The organism is Amycolatopsis ruanii (assembly GCF_003385175.1).
In the GTDB taxonomy this organism is placed as follows: domain Bacteria; phylum Actinomycetota; class Actinomycetes; order Mycobacteriales; family Pseudonocardiaceae; genus Amycolatopsis_E; species Amycolatopsis_E thermalba.
Window position 1 is genome coordinate 10866 of the sequence record NZ_PQHY01000039.1, and the last position, 20255, is coordinate 31120.

General features: G+C 72.4%; 15 protein-coding genes and 1 pseudogene. 10 read left to right on the forward strand and 6 right to left on the reverse strand.

The window, feature by feature from the left end:
* The first annotated feature begins 24 nt into the window (after positions 1-24).
* The 9 genes from D0D28_RS20810 (at position 25) to D0D28_RS20850 (ending at position 10698) form a co-directional block, all read left to right on the forward strand.
* Positions 25-696, forward strand: coding sequence for a class I SAM-dependent methyltransferase (locus D0D28_RS20810; RefSeq protein WP_233157261.1), 672 nt, complete (start codon positions 25-27; stop codon positions 694-696).
* The gene (locus D0D28_RS20815) at positions 693-1646 is read left to right on the forward strand and encodes a UbiA family prenyltransferase (protein ID WP_116111691.1); all 954 of its coding nucleotides are present in this window, start codon (positions 693-695) and stop codon (positions 1644-1646) included. Before D0D28_RS20810 ends, D0D28_RS20815 begins: the two co-directional genes overlap by 4 nt.
* Positions 1643-2980, forward strand: a complete 1338-nt coding sequence (locus D0D28_RS20820) for a protoporphyrinogen/coproporphyrinogen oxidase (protein WP_116111692.1) — start codon at positions 1643-1645, stop codon at positions 2978-2980. The genes D0D28_RS20815 and D0D28_RS20820 overlap by 4 nt, the downstream gene beginning before the upstream one ends.
* A complete protein-coding gene (locus tag D0D28_RS20825; RefSeq protein WP_240323284.1) occupies positions 2977-4572 on the forward strand; it encodes a class I adenylate-forming enzyme family protein in 1596 nt (531 codons plus the stop codon). The genes D0D28_RS20820 and D0D28_RS20825 overlap by 4 nt, the downstream gene beginning before the upstream one ends.
* A 34-nt stretch (positions 4573-4606) precedes the next feature.
* Positions 4607-5425 (forward strand): class I SAM-dependent methyltransferase, encoded by an 819-nt coding sequence (locus D0D28_RS20830; RefSeq protein ID WP_116111693.1) that lies wholly within the window; start codon positions 4607-4609, stop codon positions 5423-5425.
* Entirely contained in the window at positions 5422-7098 is a 1677-nt protein-coding gene (locus D0D28_RS20835; RefSeq protein ID WP_240323285.1) for a CoA transferase, read from the forward strand. The genes D0D28_RS20830 and D0D28_RS20835 overlap by 4 nt, the downstream gene beginning before the upstream one ends.
* On the forward strand, positions 7095-8660 hold the full coding sequence (locus D0D28_RS20840; protein WP_205413319.1) for a class I adenylate-forming enzyme family protein: 1566 nt from the start codon (positions 7095-7097) through the stop codon (positions 8658-8660). The genes D0D28_RS20835 and D0D28_RS20840 overlap by 4 nt, the downstream gene beginning before the upstream one ends.
* 35 nt (positions 8661-8695) lie before the next feature.
* Positions 8696-10264, forward strand: coding sequence for an HD domain-containing phosphohydrolase (locus D0D28_RS20845; protein WP_205413320.1), 1569 nt, complete (start codon positions 8696-8698; stop codon positions 10262-10264).
* A gap of 68 nt (positions 10265-10332) precedes the next feature.
* The gene (locus D0D28_RS20850) at positions 10333-10698 is read left to right on the forward strand and encodes a DsrE family protein (protein WP_094005498.1); all 366 of its coding nucleotides are present in this window, start codon (positions 10333-10335) and stop codon (positions 10696-10698) included.
* A 554-nt stretch (positions 10699-11252) separates the two neighbouring features.
* On the opposite strand, the gene D0D28_RS35735 is transcribed toward D0D28_RS20850, so the two are convergent.
* From D0D28_RS35735 to D0D28_RS20860, 3 genes and pseudogenes are all read right to left on the reverse strand, one after another.
* Positions 11253-11390 (reverse strand): hypothetical protein, encoded by a 138-nt coding sequence (locus D0D28_RS35735; protein WP_158224426.1) that lies wholly within the window; start codon positions 11388-11390, stop codon positions 11253-11255.
* A 140-nt stretch (positions 11391-11530) separates the two neighbouring features.
* Positions 11531-12583, reverse strand: coding sequence for a GIY-YIG nuclease family protein (locus tag D0D28_RS20855; protein WP_162831136.1), 1053 nt, complete (start codon positions 12581-12583; stop codon positions 11531-11533).
* 124 nt (positions 12584-12707) lie between these two features.
* Positions 12708-13868: pseudogene (locus D0D28_RS20860) on the reverse strand (IS3 family transposase).
* A 280-nt stretch (positions 13869-14148) separates the two neighbouring features.
* Between D0D28_RS20860 and D0D28_RS37495 the strand changes: the two are divergent.
* The gene (locus D0D28_RS37495; protein ID WP_116111695.1) at positions 14149-14754 is read left to right on the forward strand and encodes a GntR family transcriptional regulator; all 606 of its coding nucleotides are present in this window, start codon (positions 14149-14151) and stop codon (positions 14752-14754) included.
* Between the two features lie 68 nt (positions 14755-14822).
* On the opposite strand, the gene D0D28_RS20870 is transcribed toward D0D28_RS37495, so the two are convergent.
* The 3 genes from D0D28_RS20870 to D0D28_RS20880 all read right to left on the reverse strand — a co-directional run bounded on the left by D0D28_RS20870 (position 14823) and on the right by D0D28_RS20880 (position 20176).
* Positions 14823-17639 carry an alpha-L-rhamnosidase gene (locus D0D28_RS20870; protein ID WP_116111696.1) on the reverse strand — a complete coding sequence of 939 codons (2817 nt, stop codon included), beginning with the start codon at positions 17637-17639 and terminating at the stop codon, positions 14823-14825.
* The gene (locus D0D28_RS20875; RefSeq protein WP_094005512.1) at positions 17636-18919 is read right to left on the reverse strand and encodes an MFS transporter; all 1284 of its coding nucleotides are present in this window, start codon (positions 18917-18919) and stop codon (positions 17636-17638) included. The genes D0D28_RS20870 and D0D28_RS20875 overlap by 4 nt, the downstream gene beginning before the upstream one ends.
* 156 nt (positions 18920-19075) lie before the next feature.
* Positions 19076-20176, reverse strand: coding sequence for a LacI family DNA-binding transcriptional regulator (locus D0D28_RS20880; RefSeq protein ID WP_198958228.1), 1101 nt, complete (start codon positions 20174-20176; stop codon positions 19076-19078).
* Positions 20177-20255 lie beyond the last annotated feature (79 nt).

A 20255-nucleotide genomic window follows, 5' to 3' on the forward strand; every position in this document is an offset into this window, starting at 1 on the left:
CCGACCCCGAAAGCGAGAACCCCGATGAGCGTTGTGCCCGCCCGCCCCCAGGACGGCACGTCCCTGACCGACGACGAGATCGGCGAGGAATGGCGCCGCCGCGCCGGCCGCGACGGGCTCGCCCGCGTCATGCGCGCCTCGCAGCCCGGCCACCTCAACGCCGAGGTCACCGCCGCCACGCGCGCGCTCGTCGGCGCCCTGCTCGACCGGGCGGCCGCCGAGCTCGGCCGCCCGCTGCGGCGCGGCCTGGAGGTCGGGTGCGGGGTCGGCAGGCTCACCCCGCACATCGCGGCGCGCACCGAGCACCTCACGGCGATCGACATGACCGCCGAAATGCTCGACGCGGCGCGGCGGAACTGCGCGGGACAGGACACAGTGGACTTCCGCAGGCAGCGGATCGAGGAGTTCCAGGCCCGTCCCGGCGAATTCGACGCGGCGGTGTGCGTGTGGGTACTCATGCACGTGCTGGATCCGGCGCGGCTCGCGGCCGCCTGCCAGGCCCTGGGCACGGCCGCCCGGTACGTCGTGCTGGTCGAGTACGAGCACGCCCGCGTCCCGGTGAGCCGGTGGTCCCGGCTGCGGCCGATGGAGGAGTACGTCGCGCTCATCCCCGGCGGGCGGCTGCGGTGCCGCGAGGAGCTGGACTACGGCGGCGACCTGTCCGCGGCCGCGCTGATCCGGACCGGTGCGCGATGACGGCCGACGCGGTGGTGCTCCGGCCGGAACCGAAGCTGCGCAGCTACGCCCGGCTGGCCAAGCTGGACGTCTTCGACTACTACCTGAGCGTGCCGCTGGTGCTGGCCGCGGTGTCGGCGCAGGCCGGGCGGCTGGACCTGGGCGTGCTGCCGATGCTGCTGGCCTTCGGCCTCGGCGAGGTCTGCGTGCTGGCCGCGCTGGTCGCGCTCGACGACCTCACCGGGTACCGCGACGGCAGCGACATCGCCAACTACGCACCCGACGCGCCGCTGCGGCGCAAGCTCCGCAAGCCCCTGGTGGCCGGCACCCTCACCGAACGGGAGGTCGCCGGATTCGCCACCGCCGCCGCGGCCGCGGGCGGTCTCTTGTGGACGGTGGCCGTCGCGCTGGCCCCGCACCGCCCGGTGTGGCTGGTCGTCGCGATCGCCGTGCTGTTCGTGATCTCGCTGCAGTACTCCTACGGGATCAAGCTCAGCTACCACGGGTTCCAGGAACTGTTCATCGCGGCGCTGGGCTGGGCGCTGGTGCTCGCCCCCTACGCGCTGGTCACCGGGGGAGCCTCCGCGTTCGTGGTGACGCAGGCGCTGCTGTTCGGCCTCGGCCCGCTGCTGTTCGGGGTGTACTCCAACACCAACGACATCGAGGGCGACCGGGGCATCGGCCGGCCCACCGTGGCGGCGCTGGTCTCGCCGACGGCCAACGCGGTGTTCATCGGCGCGCTGTCCGCCGCCGAGTTCGCCATCGTGCTGACCGCCACCGTCGCCGGGTTCGCCCCGTGGTGGTTCGTGCCGTTGATGCTGCCCGTGACCGTGCTGCGCGCCGCCCAGTGGTACACGGGCTTCCGCCGCGGCGACATCATGCGCGCCCGCCGGATGGGCTTCACCATCCACCGGGTGAGCACCGTGCTGCTGATCGCCGCCTCCGTGCTGCTCGTGGGGACCGCGGCGTGAGCGCCGACGTCGTGGTGGTGGGCGCCGGAATCGCCGGGCTCACCGTGGCGCACGAGCTCGCCACCACCGGAGCGGACGTGCGGGTCCTGGAGGCCGGGCACCGGGTGGGCGGCCGCATGGCCACCACCCGGCACGCCGGGTTCGTCATCGACGAAGGCGCGGAACAGATCTCCGCGCGCGGCTACCGGGCCACCTGGGAACTGCTGCGGCGCACCGGGTTCACCCCGGCGGAGGTGCCGGAGATCGGCCACGCGATCGGCGTGTGGCGCGACGGCCGCGCGCACCGCGGCGTGGCCGACCCGCGGGCCGTCGTGACCGGAGCCGGACTGTCCCGGCGCGCGCGGCTGGACCTGGCGCGCTTCCAGCTGGGCCTGGCCCGCGGGCGGGCGGCGTTCGATCCCGACCAGCCCGAGCGGACCCCGCTGGGCACCGCCACCGTGGCCGAGATGGCCGCCCGGTACCACCCGGATCTGCACGACCACCTGCTGGCGCCCGTCGCGTCCGCCTTCTTCGGCTGGGACACGCGCCGGTCGTGCGCCGCGCCGATGGTGGCGCTGATGAACGAGGTCGGGAGCGTCTCGTGCTGGCGCACCTACCGGGACGGCATGGACTCGCTGGCCCGTCGCCTCGCGGGAGGCGTGCCGGTCGAGACCGGGTGCGCCGTGCGCGAGGTGGCCGCCGACGGGCACCGCGCGCGCATCGTGACCGATCGCGGAGACCTGAGCGCGGCGTCCGTCGTCCTGTGCGTGCCCGCACCGGTCGCCGCGCCGCTGTATCCCACCGCCCCCGAGCCGGAGCGCGCGTTCCTGCGCGCCTGCACGTTCGCCCCGGTCCTGAAGGTCGCCTGCCTCCTCGACCGGCCGCTCGCACCCCGGTCACCGGTGCCGCTGTACGCGCTGCTCGCCGCGGCCGCCGCGAACGCCCTGCTCGCCGGGCTCGTCGTCGATCACGCGAAGCACCCCGGCCGCGTTCCGGCGGGACGCGGGCTGATCAGCCTGATCGCCGCCCCCGCCGCGGTCCCCGGTCTGCTGTCCGAACCGGACGCCGCGGTCGCCGGACGGCTCGTCGCGGCCGCCGAGCGCTACCTGCCCGGCATCACGGCGGCCACCACGACCACGCTCGTGCACCGCTTCCGGCACGGCCTGCCGGAAGCGCCCCCGGCGGCGCTGCGGCTGCGCGCGGCGTTCGCGGACCGGCCGGTCGGCCCGGTCGACTACGCCGGTGACTGGGTCCTGCTGCGGCCCAGCAGCGAGGGCGCCGTCCGGGCGGCCGCGCTCGCCTCCGCCCGGGTCCGGTCCCTGCTCGCCCGGAACCGGCGGGAGGCCCGGGTATGAAGCCCTACGACATGGGCGTGCTGTTCGACGAGTGCGCGGAGCACGCCATCCCCACCACCGTCCGGCTGGACCGCCCGTTCGACATCGCGCCGGAGGGCGGCACCAGCTACGACGTCCCCGCGCTCGCCGGACTGGTGCGCGAGGTGTCCGCCTGGTGGCACGCCGCCGGGGCGCGGCCGGGCGATCCGGTCGCGATCGTCAAGGACAACCACTGGGACTACGTCCTGCTGGCCTGCGGGGCGATCCGGCTCGGCGCGGTGCCCGCGCAGATCGCCGGCAACCTCGACGCCCCGTCGCTGGCGACCCTGCTGCACCGCCTGCGGCCGTCCGTGCTGCTCGCCGGTTCCGCCGTCCTGCAGCGCTGCGCCGAAGCCGGCGTCGACCTCCGCGGCCTGGCCCTGCCGGTGCTCGCGCTCGGCGAACCGGTGCCCGGCGCCCGGTCCGCCGACGACGTGCGCGGCACGCCGCCCCCGCCGCCCCGGCGGCCCGAACCGGACGCCCCGCTGGTCGTCGTGCACACCTCCGGCACCACCGGGGTGCCCAAGCTGGTGGTGCACTCGACCCGGACCGTCATCGGCACCCTCGCCCGGTTCGAGGCCGTGCGGGTACCGGTGCTGGCGGCCCGCCGCGACGACGTGCTGGCCAACGCCGGCGCCTGGGCACACGGCCGGGCGTTCTGCTGGACGGCGAGCGTGTTCTGCCTCGGCCCCCGCTCGATCAGCATCCTCACCGGCGCCGACCCGGACACCGCCGACCCGGTGCTGCGGGCCGCGCCGCCGACGATCGTCGAGTCCACCCCGGCGAACTACCTGCGGCTGCGGCCGCTGCTGTCCCGGCTGGACAACGCGTTCCGGAACGTGCGGCTCTACCTGTCCACGTTCGACGCGATCCACCCGCCGACGGTCCGGGACTACCTGGCCGCGTCCGGACGGCGGACTCCACTGTGGATGCAGGGCTGGGGCCAGAGCGAGACCGGCCCGCTCACGTTCCGCTTCTTCACCCGCGGGTCGGTGCGGCAGCGCGGCGAGCGGCACCCGGGCACCCGCAACCTCGGCCACCCGGTGCCCGGGCGCACCCGGCTGCGGGTCGTCGATCCCGCGACCCTGCGCCCGGTACCGGCCGGCCGGCCCGGCCTGGTGCTGGCCGCCACGGCCGCCACCTGCCTCGGCTACGTCGGCGAGGACGACCGCTGGGCCGCCAAGCGCGACGGGCGGTGGTTCAACACCGGCGACATCGGGGTCCGGCGCCGGGACGGCAGCCTGCTCCTGCTGGACCGCGAGGTCGACCACGCCGGCGCGCTGAGCTGCCTGGAGATCGAGGACGTGGTGGCGGACCGGCTGCCGGAGGTCATCGAGTGCGTCGTCCTCACCACCCGCGGCCGGCCCCCGTTGCCGGTGGCCGTCACCGAGGACGGCGCGCTCGACCGCGCCGCGTGGGCCACCGCCGTGCGCGACCTGCCGCCGCTGCGCGAGCCGGTCGCGCTGCGCTGGGACGAGGTTCCCCGCACCGCCACCGGGAAGGTGCGCCGGTCCGCGCTCCTCGCCGAGCTGCAGGACGGCGCCACGCTGCCCGGCTCCGGCCGCTGGACCTGATCCGAACCGTGCACGTCTTCGTGAAGGGAGTGGGATGAGCACGCGCGCCGACACCCCGGCCGGCTACGTCTTCGCCGGCGCCGGGGCCACCGGGACCGACGATCCGCGCGCCCGGCAGCACCAGTGGCTGGCCGCCGCCTACGACCCGCTGACCACCCGGCGGCTCGCGGCCACCGGTGCCGGCCCCGGCTGGCGGTGCCTCGACGTGGGCGCGGGCGGCGGCAGCGTCTCCCGCTGGCTGGCCGCGCGGGTCGCCCCGTCCGGTGGCGTCGTCGCCACCGACCTCGACCCGGGGCACGTCGGCACCGCCGCGAACCTGGTCGTCCAGCGGCACGACGTCGTCACCGACCCGCTGCCGGAGGCCGCGTTCGACCTCGTGCACGCGCGGCTCGTCCTGCGGCACCTGCCACGGCGCGCCGCGGTGCTGGGCAAGCTGGCCCGGGCGCTGCGGCCGGGCGGGTGGCTGCAGATCGACGAGTTCGACACCGGCTACGGGCCCTGCCTGCTCGCGCCCGGCCCGGCGGCCCGGCGACGCTACGAGGAGTTCCGCGCCGCAGTCGCCACCGTGATGCGCGCGGCCGGCGCCGAGCCCGGCTACGGCGCCCAGGTCGCCGAGGAGATGCGCGCGGCCGGGCTCACCGGGATCGACGTGCACGCCGAGGTGACGGTGTGGCACGCCGGATCGCCGGGCCTGCGGCTGCTCCTGCACACCAGCCACCACCTCCACGAGCGGCTGGCCGCCGCCGGGCTGACCGGGGAACACCTCGCGGACGTGCGGCGGGTGATGACCGATCCCGGGTTCCGCGCGGTGTCGCCGGTGATGTACTCGGTCCACGGCAGGCGGGCGTCGTGACCGTCACGCGTGCCACGTCGCCCGCTCCGCCCGCCGCCACGGCCGTCCTGCTGCGGCTGCTGCGGCAGCTCGGCTGCGCCCCCACCGGGGTGACCGCGGACGTCACGTGGGCCGGGCCGGTCCGCCTGCCCCTCGTGGACGAGGCCGGGGTCCAGGCGGCGTGCGGGCTGATGCACATCCACGGCAGGCGCGACGGGCACCCGGTTCCGCTGGCGATGGACGTCGCCGCGTCGGTCGCCGGGATCCTCGCCGCGCACGGCGTGGTCGCCGCGCTCATCGCGCGGGCACGCGGGCTCCCGCTCACCGCGGTGCGCACCTCGGCGAGCCAGGCGGCCCTGCTGCTCGCCGCCCAGTACCTGGCCGCCGACAACGCCGCGGACGCCGTCCCCGTCCCCGGACCGGGCCTGCCCCCGCCGTTCGTGTCCGCCGACGGGGTGCGGTTCGAGATCGAAACCCTCGACGCCGAGCCGTGGCAGCGCTTCTGGCACCTCCTCGGCGCCGGACCGGAGGCGATCCGGCACGGCTGGCCGCCGTTCCAGCTGCGCTTCGGCACCGCGACCTGCCCGCTGCCCCCGGAGCTGCACGAGATCGCCACCGGCCGGCCGTTCGCCCGGGTGCTCGCCGCGGGCACCGCCAGCGGTGTGGTCGTGATGCGGGTCCGGGAAACGCCCGGCCTGGCGCCGGAGTCCGCGCCGTGGCGCTTCGAGCCGCTGGCCGGAACCTCCCGCCAGAGCTACCACCGGCCCCGGGAGCTGCCCCTGGAGGGCATCGTGGTCGTGGAGTCGGCCCGCCGCGTGCAGGGGCCGCTGGCCGGGCACCTGCTGCGGATGCTCGGCGCGGACGTGGTGCGCGTGGAACCCCCGGGCGGTGACCCGTTGCGCTGGCCGCCACCGCTCGCCGGCGACTGCTCCGCCCGCTTCCGCGCGATCAACGACGGCAAGCGGGTGGCCGAGGCGGACTTCACGACCGCGGCGGGCCGCGCGCGGCTGTGCGAACTCGTCGCGGGCGCCGACGTGTTCCTGCACAACTGGGCGCCGGGCAAGGCCCAGGCGCTCGGCCTCGACGCCGCGGACCTGAACCGCGTGCGCCCGGGGCTGGTGTACGCCGCGGCCGGCGGGTGGGGACCGGAGCCCGGCGCGGGCCCGAAGATCGCCACCGACTACGTGGTGCAGGCCCAGTCCGGGCTGGCGGCCGCGATCCGCCCCCAGGGCGAGCCACCGGCGCCCACGTTGCTCACCCTCGCCGACCTCCTCGGCGGGCTGGTGTGCGCGCTGGGCGTGCTCGGCGCGCTGCACACCCGGATCCGGACCGGGATCGGCAGCCGGACGGACAGCTCGCTGCTGTCGGCCACGGCCGCCCTGCCCCGGTCCCCGGTCCGTCCGGTGTGGACCGACCTGGACCGTCCACTGCGGACGGCCGACGGGTACCTGATGCTGTCCCGCGTCGCGCGGCCCGCGCTGGGTGCGGGGCAGGCGGTGCTCCGTGGGGCGCGGCAGCGCTCCACCGCGGAGGTCCTGCGGCAGCTCGCCGAGGCCGGGCTGCCCGCGGTGCCGGTGTGCACCGACCTGCGGCAGCTCGCGGCCGACTGGCGGTTCGAGCAGGCGCTGGAGATCACCGGGGACGCGGCGGGCGGGCGGATGGTGTCGGTGCGCCCGCCGTGGGAGTTCTGGTGAGGTGGGTCTCGCGGTCCGGTCTCGTCCTGACCGACCACGTGCCGGCGGCGCTGCGGCGGGAGTGGCGTGATCGCGGCTGGTGCCCCGGCCGCGACCTCGCCACCCTGTTCCGGGAACGGGCGCAGGCCCACCCGGACCAGGCCGCGGTGATCGACCCCGCGGGGACGGTGACGTACGCGGAGCTGGCCGCTGACGTGCGCGTCGTGTCGGCCGGCCTGCGGGCCGCGGGGCTCGGCGAGCGGGACGTGGTGGGGATCGCGCTGCCGGGCGGGGTGGACGCCGTGGTGGCCGAGCTGGCCGTGCTGACGATCGGCGCGGTCGCCCTGCCCGTCCCGGACCGGTCGGCCCGGACGCTGCGCAGCCTGCTCGGCCGCAGCCGTGCCGCGGGCCTGATCGGTGACGCCGCGGTCGCCGGGCCGGCGGGGCCGGTGCTGCTGACCATGACCGAGCTGCGCGCGGCCACGCCGGGGCGGGGCGAACCCGCCGCCGTGGATGCCGCGTGGCCGGCGCGGATCATGGTCTCGTCGGGGTCGGAGGCCGAGCCCAAGATGGTCGCCTACTCGCACGACGCGATCGCCGGCGGCCGGGCCCGGTACGTGCGCGCGCTGGCCGCCGGGCCGGAACCGGTGCGCAACTTCGTGCTCGCGCCGCTGGCGTCGTCGTTCGGCTCGGCCGGCGTTCCGGTGACGGTGGCCGCCCTGGGCGGCACCCTGCTGGTGCAGCCGCGGTTCGACGCGGGCCAGGCGCTGCGGATGATGGCCGAGCACCGGCCGACGCACGTGTTCGGCGTGCCCACCATGCTGCGGCGTCTGGCGGCGCACCCGGCCGCCACCGCGATGAGTGGGCTGCGTGCGCTGGTCGCCAGTGGTGACGTGCTGCCGGAGCCGGTCGCCCGCGCCTGCCGGGACCGGTTCGGGTGCCCGGTGATCACCGTCTACGGGTCCTCCGACGGGGTGAACTGCCATTCGGCCGCCGGCAACCGGCCCGATCCGGCGGTGTGCGCCATCCGGATCGCCGGGCCGGACGGGACCACGCGGCCGGCCGGTGAGGCGGGGGAGATCTGGGCGCTCGGGCCGATGACCCCGCTGTGCTACGTGGCCGCTCCGGACCTCGACGCCCGGTACCGCCGCCCCGGCGGCTGGGTACGCACCGGCGACCGCGGGGTGCTCGACGAGCAGGGCAGGCTCACGGTGCTCGGCCGCCTGCGGCGGGTGGTCAACCGGGGCGGGTACAAGATCAGCCCGGTGGAGGTCGAAGAGCTGGTGGCCGCGCACCCGGCCGTCGCCGAGGCGGCATGCGTCCCCATCCCGGACGACGACCTCGGCGAGCGCCTGTGCGCGTGCATCACCCCGAGGCCCGGCGCGCGGGCGCCGGACCTGGCCGAGCTGAGCGGCTACCTGCGGCAACGGCACGGCCTGGAGAGCCGCAAACTACCCGAAGCGCTGCTGGTGCTCCCGGAACTGCCGATGACCCCCACGGGCAAGGTGTGCCGCCGAACGCTGACCACCCACGCGGCGGCGCAGGCCGCGCCCTCGCAGCCGAGCACCGTGCGACGGAGCTGAGCCCGAACCGGCGGGCAGCGCTCTATCCTGCATACATGGAGGAGCGTGATCGCGATTCGGGGATCACGCTGGCCGAGTTGCTGGCGGCGTTCTCGCTCGCGACCGACCTGGGCCTGGGGCAGCCCATGGAGCACCTGCTGCGCGCGTGGCGCCTCGCCACGGGGCTGGCCGACCGCCTCGGCGTCGCGGGGGAGCGGCGCGACGAGCTGTTCTACGTCGCCATGCTGTCGTGGGTGGGCTGCGTCGCCGACGCACCGGAGGTCGCGGCGTCCTTCGGTGACGACATCGCTTTCCGGGCCGGGAGTTACGACGCCGACCTCGCCGGGCTGTCCGGGGCCGCGTTCTTCGCCCGCCACGCCGCCGCCGGCCAGGCCACGCCACGCCGGATCCGGGCCGTCGCCACGCTGATGCTCACCAACGGCAACCGGGTGGCGCGGGGGATCCAGTCGCACTGTCTGACCACGGCGGTGCTCGCGGAACGGCTCGGCCTCGGTCACGAGGTGGGCACCGCCCTGCGCCAGTTCTTCACCCGGTGGGACGGTCGCGGCGTCCCGGCTGGTGTGGGTGCCACCGACGTGTCCCCGCTGGTGCAGCTGTTCCAGTTGGCCGACGTGGCCGAGGTGCACCACCGGCATGGCGGCGTGGACGCCGCGGTCGGCGTGGCCCGGGCGCGCCGGGGTGGTCAGTTCGCGCCGGCCGTCGTCGACGCGTTCTGCGCGCACGCCGGCGAACTGCTGGACGGGCTCGGCGACACCGTGGACGTGCCGCGGGTGCTCGCGGCGGAGCCGGCGCTGTGCCGCCGGTTGTCCGAACGGGAACTCGACGCCGCGCTGGAGGGGCTGGCCGACTTCACCGATCTGCGCAGCGGCTGGCGAGCCGGCCATTCCCGCGGGGTCGGCGAACTGGCCGGCCGGGTGGCCGGCGTGATGGGGCTGCCGCCGCGGGACCTGACGGTCCTGCACCGGGCCGGTCTCGTCCACGACATCGGTCTGCACGGCGTGCCGGTGACCGTTCTCGGCAAGCCGGGGCCGCTGTCGGTCACCGAGTGGGAACGGATCCGGCTCAGCGCGTACTACACCGAACGCGTGCTGGCCCGGCCCGCGAAGCTGGGCAGGATCGGCGCGGTCGCGGCGCTCGCGCACGAGCGCCACGACGGCAGCGGGTACCACCGCGGAATCGGCGGTGCCGCGGTGCCGATGACCGGGCGGATCCTGGCCGCGGCCTGCGCGTACCGGGCCATGCTCGAGCCGCGCGCGCACCGTCCGGCCCTCCCGGCGAAGGCGGCTGCCGGCGTGCTCCGCAGCGAGGTCCGGGCCGGACGTCTCGACACCGACGCCGCCCACGCCGTGCTGACCGCGGCGGGTGTCGAAGGGCGTCAGGCCCGCCGCCCCGGGCCCGCGGGCCTGACACCGCGCGAGGTGGAGGTGCTCGTCCTGATCGCGCGGGGTGCCGCCACCGGCGACGTGGCCGCGCGCCTGGGGATCTCCCGCAAGACGGCGGGCACCCACATCGAGCGGATCTACGCCAAGACCGGGGCGTCCTCGCGGGCGACGGCGACCCTGTTCGCGCTGCGCAACGGCTTGCTCGACCCGCTCGATTTGTAGGGAGAACACCCGACGACACGGCGCCGGCCCCCTCCTACCGTGCCCTCATCCGACTCCGAGGAGGGGCCATGCCCAGCAAAGCCGTCATCAGCCTGAGCACCGGACTGGAAGATCCGGAAAAGGTCACCGTCGCGTTCCTGGTCGCCGTCGGCGCTGCCGAGACCGGCCGCGAGACGCTCATGTTCCTGGCGAAGGAGGCGGTCCGGCTCGCCGTGCCGAAAACCGCGACCGGCGTGGCCTGCGACGGCTGCCCACCGCTGGCCGACCTGGTCAAGCGGTACGAGACCGCGGGCGGGCGGTACTTCGTCTGCCCGATCTGCTTCAACGCCAAGCAGCTGGACCCCGACACGTTGATCGGCGGCGCCGAGCTCAACGGCACGGTCCCGATGTGGAACTGGATCGGTGACGAGCCGGCCACCACGTTCAGCTACTGAGCCACGGGCTCGTCCGCGTCCCCGGCGGGACCGGGCCGGCGTTCGGCTTGGCGCGGCGGTCAGCCGGGGGAATCAGCGCAGAAACCCGCCGGCGCTCGCGCCGTCGACTTGAGAGTGCTGACCACGATCAAGGCGGCACCCAACCCGTCGGAGAAGTACGGGAAACCGTCTGAGGCCGGCCTCCCTCACCTGGGAGCAACCGTCTCACCGCGCCGGCTGGGCCAGGTCGGGACGGCAGAACGGCGTGGGATCGGCGGTGCGCAGGGGACGAGCGAGGTGGCCGCGTGTGGTGCCGGCGGGTCTGCCACACGTGCCGCACGGCGACGGCGAGCAGCCGGACGATCACCGCGACGGACGCGAGCACGGCGAGCACCGCGGGCACGTCGGCGAGGCCGTGCACCCCGATAGTCGTCAGCAGTGCACGAAGGCAGGCGTGGCCCGCCAGCAAGTGTAGGCGAACAAGAGGTTCTGCGCCGGACCGGTGCGCAGATTCAGGAGAACCTGCTGAATGTGTGTCGCTGCCATCCATTCTGGGCTGGCTATGCTCCTGCCCTCTACCTCGCCGAGATCTGCAGCTCGAGCAGGGCGGCGCCGAGCATGACGTAGTAGGCGTCGACGATGGCATCGTCGCGTAGGGAAGCCGCTTGACCAGCTGGGGGCAGGAAGCGCGGCTCCACGTGGCCGACCGGCATGCGGTGCACGGGAGGTCAGGTCGCAGGGCAGCCTTGGCAATGCGCACGCGCCTGTGCGCGTGGGTGACGTCGGGTGTGGAGCCCGTTCGGCGCCCGCTCAGTGGATCGGCGTTGGTAGCGCGGGCGTGAGAGTTCCGCTTTCACGCGCCGTGTCGTGTGTTGCGGGTCGAACGATGCTGAGACTTCTTCTTCCGTTGAGCGCGTGGGCGTAATTGGGGCAACCAGCGCTCGGGCGTGATTGGGTCCATCGGAGCTGATTGGGCTGTCGGCCGTGGGGCCCATGCCCGTGGGGCTGGAAGCGCGATCGCGTGTTGTGATGCGGCGACCATCGCCGGGCTCGGTTCTCGCGTGAGGATGTTGAGAAGCAGAGGGTGCCCGTCCGTCGTCAGCTGAGGGGTCCAGCTCCGGTAAACGACCTGACAATAGGCCAATGCCTCAAACAGGACGCTCTTGCACTTCTCGACCACATTGCCGGAATCCGACAGCCATAGCACCCGGTCGCCTGGAGTGAGCCGCTCTCTGCCGAGCAGTAGCCCGTTGCTGACCTTCCGCTCGCGGTCCAGATGGGGGACGGGGTCCTGAGCGCCAAGCTCGTCTCCGATGCTGAACCCGGCGGTCTCGCCCTCGCGCGCGGCAGGAATGATCTCCAATTGGTCTCCGTTCGCGTGCGCTTGCCACACATCGACTGGCTGCCACCCGAAGCCGTGCGACGACGATAGGCCCGAGTGAGACAACAAGACGAAGATGTCTCCAGCTTCCAAGGCAAGGCTGATGCGCTGGGGGTCGCCGATCAGGTGCGGGCGGCTTGAGGCGCCCGTGCCCCATGCATCGATGCCGTCGATGTCGAGGACGCATTCCCGGACAGTCTCGATCGCCCGGTCGACGGGGACACGGAAGAATTCTCGCTTCGGGTTGACGCGTGCGTCAGCAAGGTATCTGTGGACGAGCTTTTCGAGAGCCCGCCATCGTGTGGTGAGCGCTCGGAACTCGACGGTGAAGGACAGCGGCACGCCAGGATGGCGTGACAAAGCCGCGGCGCGGTCCTCTGGCAGATCAGTGGTGAAACCGATCTTGACCAACCCAGGCATCGCGGGATTGGTCAAGACATACACGAACCCGACGTCGCTTCCTTCCATGCGCGTAGTCTGCCCGAAGGGGCTGACATTTTCTGACGGTTGCACGAGCAGTTCCACCGGATGCCTCATGCAGTAGGTTCCAGTTCGCACTTGGTCAACAGCGCACGCCGTGCCCAGGTTGAAGCGGCGATGCGGAGCCCGGGTCTGCCCAGACTTCGGTTGACACCGGGGCTGACTGTTTTCAGGCCGCTGTTGCGGGCGTGTAGATGGTCTCAAACTCGACTGGGGTGAGCTTGCCCAGGGCGCGTTGGCGGCGTTTGCGGTGGTACTTCGTCTCGATCCAGGACACGATCGCCAGCCGCAGTTCGTCGCGGGTGCGCCACCGGCAAGTGTCGAGGACATTCTTCTGCAGCAACGAAAAGAATGATTCCATCGCGGCGTTGTCACCACAGGCGCCGACACGGCCCATCGATCCGGCCAGCCCGTGACTGCGGAGCATTCGCCGGTAGGCGGCGGAGCGGAACTGGGCCCCTCGGTCGGAGTGGACCACGGTGCCGGCCGGGTAGCGTAGCGCGATCGCGTTGCGCAGCGCGCTGACGGCGAGTGAGGCCCGCATGTGCGTGTCTATGGAGTATCCGACGATTTTGTTGGAGTAGCAGTCCTTGATCGCACACAGATACAGTTTTCCCTCCCTGGTGGCATGTTCGGTGATGTCGGTCAGCCACAGCACATTCGGCGCGTCGGCGGTGAAGCTGCGGCGCACCAGGTCGTCGTGCACCGGCGGCCCGGCCTTGCGGCAGAGGGCCCTTCTTCCTGGCGTGCAGCGAGAAGATCTGTTGCATCGAGCAGATCCGCCACACCCGGTTCTCCGAGGCGGTGAACCCGCGCTGGGCGAGTTCGTCGGCGATGAACCGGTACCCGTCGGCCGGGTCATCGGCATGAATGTCGAGGGCGGCATTGATCAAATGGGCGTCATCCCAGTCCCGCTGCGAGACCGGATCGCGAAGCCACTGGTAGTAGGCCTGCCGGGAGATACCCAGCACCCTGCACGTCACCGCGACCGGCACTCGCACAGGGGCGCCGGCCGCGGCCAGTTCACGGACGAGCGGGAAGGCTATTTTCCCGGCAGATTGCCCTGCGCCAGATAGGCAGCCGCCTTGCGCAGCACCTCGTTCTCCTGCTCCAGCAGCCGGTTGCGTTTACGCAGTTCGCGCAGCTCAGCGGACTCCTCGCGGGTTACGCCGGGCCGGGTGCCGTCCTCGACGTCGGCGGCGCGCAGCCAGTTGGCCAGGCAGGACTCGGAGATCCCGAAATCCTTCGCGACCTGCTTCAACGGGGTCTCGCCGCGACGGGCCACGGCGACCACGTCGTCACGGAACTCGCGGGGATAGGGCTTGGGCACGATGACATCCTTCCAGGCGAGGCCGGAACCTCACAGGTGAGGTGTCAACCAGACCCTGAACAGACCCTGTTCGCGCATTGCACCGTCGTTTGGTGTGTAGCACCGCACCAAACCTGGAGGGAAGAATGATGTGGCGGTGGATTTCTCGTATTTGCCGTGGCGTGCCTTCCTCGGCGAGAAGCGTTCGGCCGCAGCATCGCCCTCGCCACGCGATGCCCGAGCGCGTGAAGGTTGCGCTCAACGAAGAAAACGGCTGGGTACGCGTGCACCGGAGTCGGCGATGACGGAAGATCGTCGAACTCCGCAATATCTCTATCGGACGGTTTTCGAGCAGTTCAAGGCCCGCATCGAATCCGGTGAACTCCCGCCGAACACACCGCTACCGGCCGAACGGCGCTTGGCGGCAGAACTTGGCGTCGCGCTCGGCACCCTTCGCCACGCGACTCAGCTCCTACGAGACGAGGGACTCGTCGTCACAGTGCCGTCGAAGGGGACCTTCATTCGTGACCCGGTGCAAGGGCTACCGGTGGTGCGGGGCCGTGAGAATGATCAGGTGAGAGGTCTTTGCCGCAGCGTTCGTAAGGCACCTGATCCTGGCGGAAACCTCGGTCCCTACGTCGGCGGGTTGGACCGGCACAGGTGCGCCTGGATTTCCCAGTTCCGCCCGGGGCTTCAACGCAATGGAACTGCCGACCGCGGTCTGGCGCTTGCGAAATACATGGCCGAGATCGCGCTCGCCAGTGCCCGCCGGTGGTACGAACGGGCGGCCGCGTCGTCGCCGCGATCTACCCGGGCGGCTGGAAGGCGCTTGGAGCGGCAGGGCGGAAGCAGGTACCACCTGCAGACACGCGTCCGCACCTCGCGAATCACGGGGGCGCCGGGTTGACACGCCGGCGTACTCGGCTTCTTCGTCCAGTTCGGTCGCTTGCGGAGGACTGGGGACGCTGGGAAGGGTCACGTGCGGGCGTCGTCCTCATCGGGCGGCGCCAGATCTTCTGCACGCTCCGGGACCGCTGAGGTGGTGGGCAGGCCGCGGAGCGCCTTGTCGACCGCGTCGAGGATATCCAGCGGGGCTTTGTTGAGCGGGTCGCGCAGGGAGCGGCCGGGCGTCCACCTCGTGGTGCGGCGGAAGGTGGCCGCGCGGTCGGGATCGAGGTCGCGGATCGCGCCGAGGACGGCCTGGTAGGCGCTGGGATCGTCGATCACCGTGGTCAGATCGCTGTCCAGGCTCAGGTCGTCACGTGCCGATGTCGCGCGAAGGTGGGGTTCAGCCCACTCGTGGATCCCACTGCCCACCTCATACTTCACCCCGGAGGGCAGGAGCACCTCGGCGCGGGTGTTGGGCGGTGCCTCGACGTGGAACCGCACCAGGTCTCCCTCTCGCCGCCAGCCGGCGGACGCCCGGCCGTACGGCGTGTCGTGCCAGGCGGCGGCGTCGTCGAGGGTGTCCAGCAGCACCGGTGCCACTCGGATGCGCCGGTAGGCGGGCTCGGCCGGGGCGAGGCCGGCGACGTGCTGGTGCAGCCAGTCCGCCACCGCGCCGAGGGCGTAGTGGTTGAACGAGGTCATCTGGCCGGGATTGATGGAGCCGTCTTCGAGCATCGAGTCCCAGCGTTCCCAGATCGTGGTGGCGCCCATGGTCACCGGGTAGAGCCACGACGGGCATTCGGTCGTGGTGAGCAGGCGCGAGGCCGCGTCGGCGTGCCCGGTGGCGGTGAGCGCGTCGCAGATGATCGGGGTGCCCACGAAGCCTGTCGAGATGTGGTAGCCGAACGCGCGGACCAGTTCGCGCAGCCGCCTGCCCAGTGCTGCCCGGCGCTCGTCGGTGACTAGGCCGAACACGATCGTCAGGGCGTAGGCGGTCGGCGCGTCGGACATCATTCGGCCGCTGGGCGTGACGTAGGCGTCGCGGAAGGCGGCGGCGATTCGCCGCGCCAGGTCGCCGTAGCGGTGGGCGTCGTCGTCGCGGCCCAGGAGCACGGCGGCGCGTGCCGTCAGGTCGGCGGAGCGGAAGTAGTAGGCGGTGGCGACGATCCCGGCGTCGGTCTTCGCCTGCCCGGGTAGGTCGGGCGGAGCATCGGGGTCGAGCCAGTCCCCGAACTGGATACCGCGCTCCCACAGCAGCGCACCGGCGCAGCGGTCGCTCACCGTGTCGACCCAGGCGGCCATGGCGGTGAAGCACGACTCCAGTGGCTCCCGGTCGCCGAAGCGTTCGTGCAGCACCGTCGGTACCACGGTGATCGCGTCGCCCCACGCGGCGACCGGTTCGGACAGGCCGGGGACCTGGGGGATCACCGCCGGCACGACCATGGGCACGACACCGTCCGCGGCGCGCTGCTCGGCGACGACATCCCGTAGCCACGATCGGAGGAAGGCGTCGCAGTCGTAGAGGAATGACGCGGTGGGAGCGAAGACCTGGATGTCGCCGGTCCAGCCGAGGCGTTCGTCGCGCTGGGGGCAGTCGGTGGGGATGGACACGAAGTTGCCCCGCATGCCCCAGACGACGTTGTCGTGGAACCGCTGCACCAGCGGGTGGTTCGTGGTGAACCAGCCGGTACGCCGCATGTCGGTGTGCATTACCGACGCCGTGACCGCGGACGGGTCGAACTCGCCCGGCCAGTTGCCGATTTCGACGTACCGGAACCCGTGGAACGTCCACTTCGGTTCCCAGGTCTCCACCTCGTCGCCGCGCAGCGTGTAGTGGTCGGTCGCGGCGGCGTTGCGCAGCGGGCGGGTGCCCAGTTCGCCGTGTTCGAGCACTTCGGCGTGCCGGAGCGTGACGGTGTGTCCGGCCGGCCCCGACACGGTGATCCGCACCCGGCCGACCAGGTTCTGTCCGAAGTCGACGATCGTCTTGCCGGACGGTGTGGTGCGGACCTGCTCGACGGCGCGGTGCTCGATCACCCGGACCGGCGGTGCGCACCGGGGTTCGGGTGTCACGTCCGGGACGTCGATCAGCGCGACCGGGCGCCACGAATCCGGTTTCCGTCGTGCGTCGTAGGTTTCGCCCTGGTACAGGCTCGCGGAGACGACCGGGCCACGCGCCCAGCGCCAGTGCTCGCCGGTGGTCACCGTGTCCGTCGTGCCGTCGGTGTACTCGATCACCAGCTGCGCTGCGGCGGCGGGCGGTCCTTGGTAGAACCGGCTCGCGGCGTCGCGGAAGCCGAACCGCTCGGTGTACCAGCCGCCGGCCAGCTCGATGCCGAGCTCGTTCACACCAGGCCGCAGGTGGGCGGTCACGTCGCTGACGTCGTAGGTGAGGCGCCACTGGTAGCTGGTCCAGCCCGGTTTCAGTTCCGCGTCGTCCACCCGTTGGCCGTTGAGCCGCGCGTCGTAGACGCCGAACGCCGTGGCGTACAACAGCGCCCGCCGCACGCCTTCCCGAAGGCGGAACGTTCCGCGCAGCAGGTGCGGATGTTCCGCACCAGAGCCGATGAACCTCGCTTCCCATTCGCCAGGAGCGAGGAATCCGGCGGTCACCGTGGTCGGCTCGCTCCATTTCGAGCGCGAGCCGTCCGTGCCGTGGACCCGGACCCGGAGGTGGGCCGTCTGCCGGGGGACCAGCGGCGCGAACGGCCACGGCACGAGCACGGACGCGTCGCCTTCCACGTACGCGGTGTGCCGGGTGCCGTCCGTGGTGAGTTCGAGGTCCGCCCCGGCCTGGACCCAGTCGCCGGCCGTGGTGGTCGTCGTCCACGACAGCGGGGGACAGGGGTCCGGGGCGAAGGGCTCACTGGTCAGGCCTATGCGGGGCGGGTTCGCGACCGTCATGAGCGGACCTCGTCGGCGAGCGGCGCCGGTTCGATCACGCCTGAGCCGCGAACCCGCCGGATGATCACTGCCCCGATGAAGCCGGACACCAGCGCGAAGAACGTCAGCAGGTAATACAAACCCGAGGGGCTCCAGGCGATCAGCGCCGGCGTGACCAGGGCGAAGGCCGCGGCGACGAACCGGGCCACCGCCATGGTCGCGCCCTGCACCGTGGCGCGGGCGTTGACCGGGAACGATTCCTGGGTCCAGATCTTGTACAGCGCCTCGCCGACGAACGGGAACCCGATGTTGTAGAGCACCAGGGCCGCGATCATCGCGGGCAGCACGACACCGCCGGTGACGGCGATGAGCAGCTGGCAGGACGCGAAGATGACCACGCCCGCGGCGAAGAACCTGCTGCGCCAGCGGGTGTCCGCGATCCGGGTGAACACCACGGTGCCGACGAGGCCGATGAGCGTGGTGCCGAAGGAGACGGCGGTGGCGACGGCCTGGGTGGTGCCGCCGACGGTGACCAGGAAGTAGGTCTTGAACGAGCCGAACGTGTTGGCCACCAGCGTGAAGAACAGGTAGAACAGCGCGGTGAGCGCGATCATGCCGAGGTAGGAGCGCTCTCGGACGAGTTCCTTGAGGGGCAACGCTTTCGCGGCATCGACGCCGGCCGCGGCGTGCCGGGCTTCGGCGTCGGCCTCCAGGTCGCGGAAGGGCGGGTAGAACGCGCGGAACGCGAACGTCGCGACCGCGAGCACGGCCAGCAGTCCGAAGATCAAGCGGATGCCGGTCAGCCCGAGCCCGGACACCGCGAAGCCCAGCGCGGTCGCGAGCACGACGCCGACCGTCCACATGACGTGGGTGAACGCGACAAGACGGCCCTGAGCGCCCTGCGGCGCCCGCTCGGACAGCACCGCGATCGAGGTCGGCAGGTCCGCCCCCGCCGCCACACCGATGACGATCACGCCGGCGACGAGCACGGTGGCGTTGGGCGCGACGGCCACCGCGACCGCGGCCGCGGCGTAGAGCAGGATCGTCATCGAGAACATCCGGCCGCGGCCGACCAGATCCGCCAGGCGGCCGCCAGTGAGCGCGCCGACGGCGATGAACAGCGTGAGCGCGGACCCGAGCACGCCCACGGTCCACACGTCCAGGTCGAACGCCTTCTTCCAGAGCGCCAGCCCGAGGCCGACAGAGATGATCGCGCCGGAGTCGAGCAGGGACGCCATTCCGGCGGCCACCGCGAGCAGCCAGTGCCTGCGGTCCAGGCGCGCCGATGTCGGGTCGGGCATGGGGTTCTCCTTCATCGTCGAAGAGAGGTAAAACGATTTACCTATGGTTATTGCGAGTCTTGCTAGAGGAGGTAACGAGGTTGGTGCCGGTGAGAGTAAAACGATTCAACACTCGGCGCAACCGCCGCCCGGCGGCGTGGCCGCTGAGCGGGAGGGTCAGTCGCCGCCCGTGGAGGCGCGGACCACCAGCTTGGGGGAGAAGTCGATCTGCCGCCGGTGCTCCGGGTCGGTGCCGGCTTCGAGGACCGTCATTTCCTCGAACAGCAGGTCCGCGACCGCGCGGCCGAGCTCGACGTGCGGCGTGCGGATCGTGCTCAGCGGAACGATCGTCGACTTCGCGAACTCGATGTCGTCGTAGCCCATGACCGCGATGTCGCCCGGCACGCTCACCCGCCGGCCGGCAACGAAGGCCTGGACGACCCCGATCGCCAGCAGGTCGTTGACGCAGAACAACGCGTCCGGCCGGTGCTCCGGTGAGCGGTCGGCGATGTCGTTCGCGCACGCGATTCCGGCGTCCACCGAGCGTTCGGGCACCGGGATGATCTCCAGCGTCGCGCCGGGGACGGACCCGACCACCGACAGGGCGCCGTTGAGCCGGTCGGCCACCTGGCGCAGTTCGAGCGACGAGGCGACGAAGCCGATCCGCCGGTGCCCCCGGTCGAGGAGGTGGCGCATGGCGAGGCGGCCGCCCTCCACGTGGTCGATCGACACCGACGCCTGTTCCGGCGACACCGCACGGCGGGCGCTGAGCACGCTGGCGATTCCGTGCGCGCGCATCTGCGCGAGTTCGTCCTCCACGTCGCCGACCGGAGCGATGATCACGCCGCTGACCTGCTGTTTGGCGAACAGCTGCAGGTAGGCGCGTTCGCGCTGCTGGGAGCCGGTGTCGTTGGCCATCAACAGGTACATTCCCCGCGCCGAGACCCGCTGCTCGATCGCCGCGGCGATCTCCGGGGTGGTCGCTCCCGCCAGTTCGAAGGCGATGTACCCGATCACCGGGCTGACGCCCATCCGCAGTGTGCGGGCCACGTCGTTGGGCACGAACCCGAGCCTGTCGACGGCCTGCTGGATGCGCTCGCGGGTGGCTTCGGAGAGCTTGCGTGGCTTGTGGAAGAAGTTCGACACGGACGCGGGGGACACGCCGGCCAGTTCGGCGACCTCGCGGATGGTCACCCTGTTCAGCCTGTCCTCCTCGGTCGATGTCGGCACGGTGTCGATCAGCCCATGGTAGTGCTGCGCCATCCAGGCGTTCCGCATGTCCGGTTCCGGACAAATCCTTGCACCGTGGCGGGGGCGGCCCCGTACCTTCCCGGTACTCCGAAACGAACATCCGCTC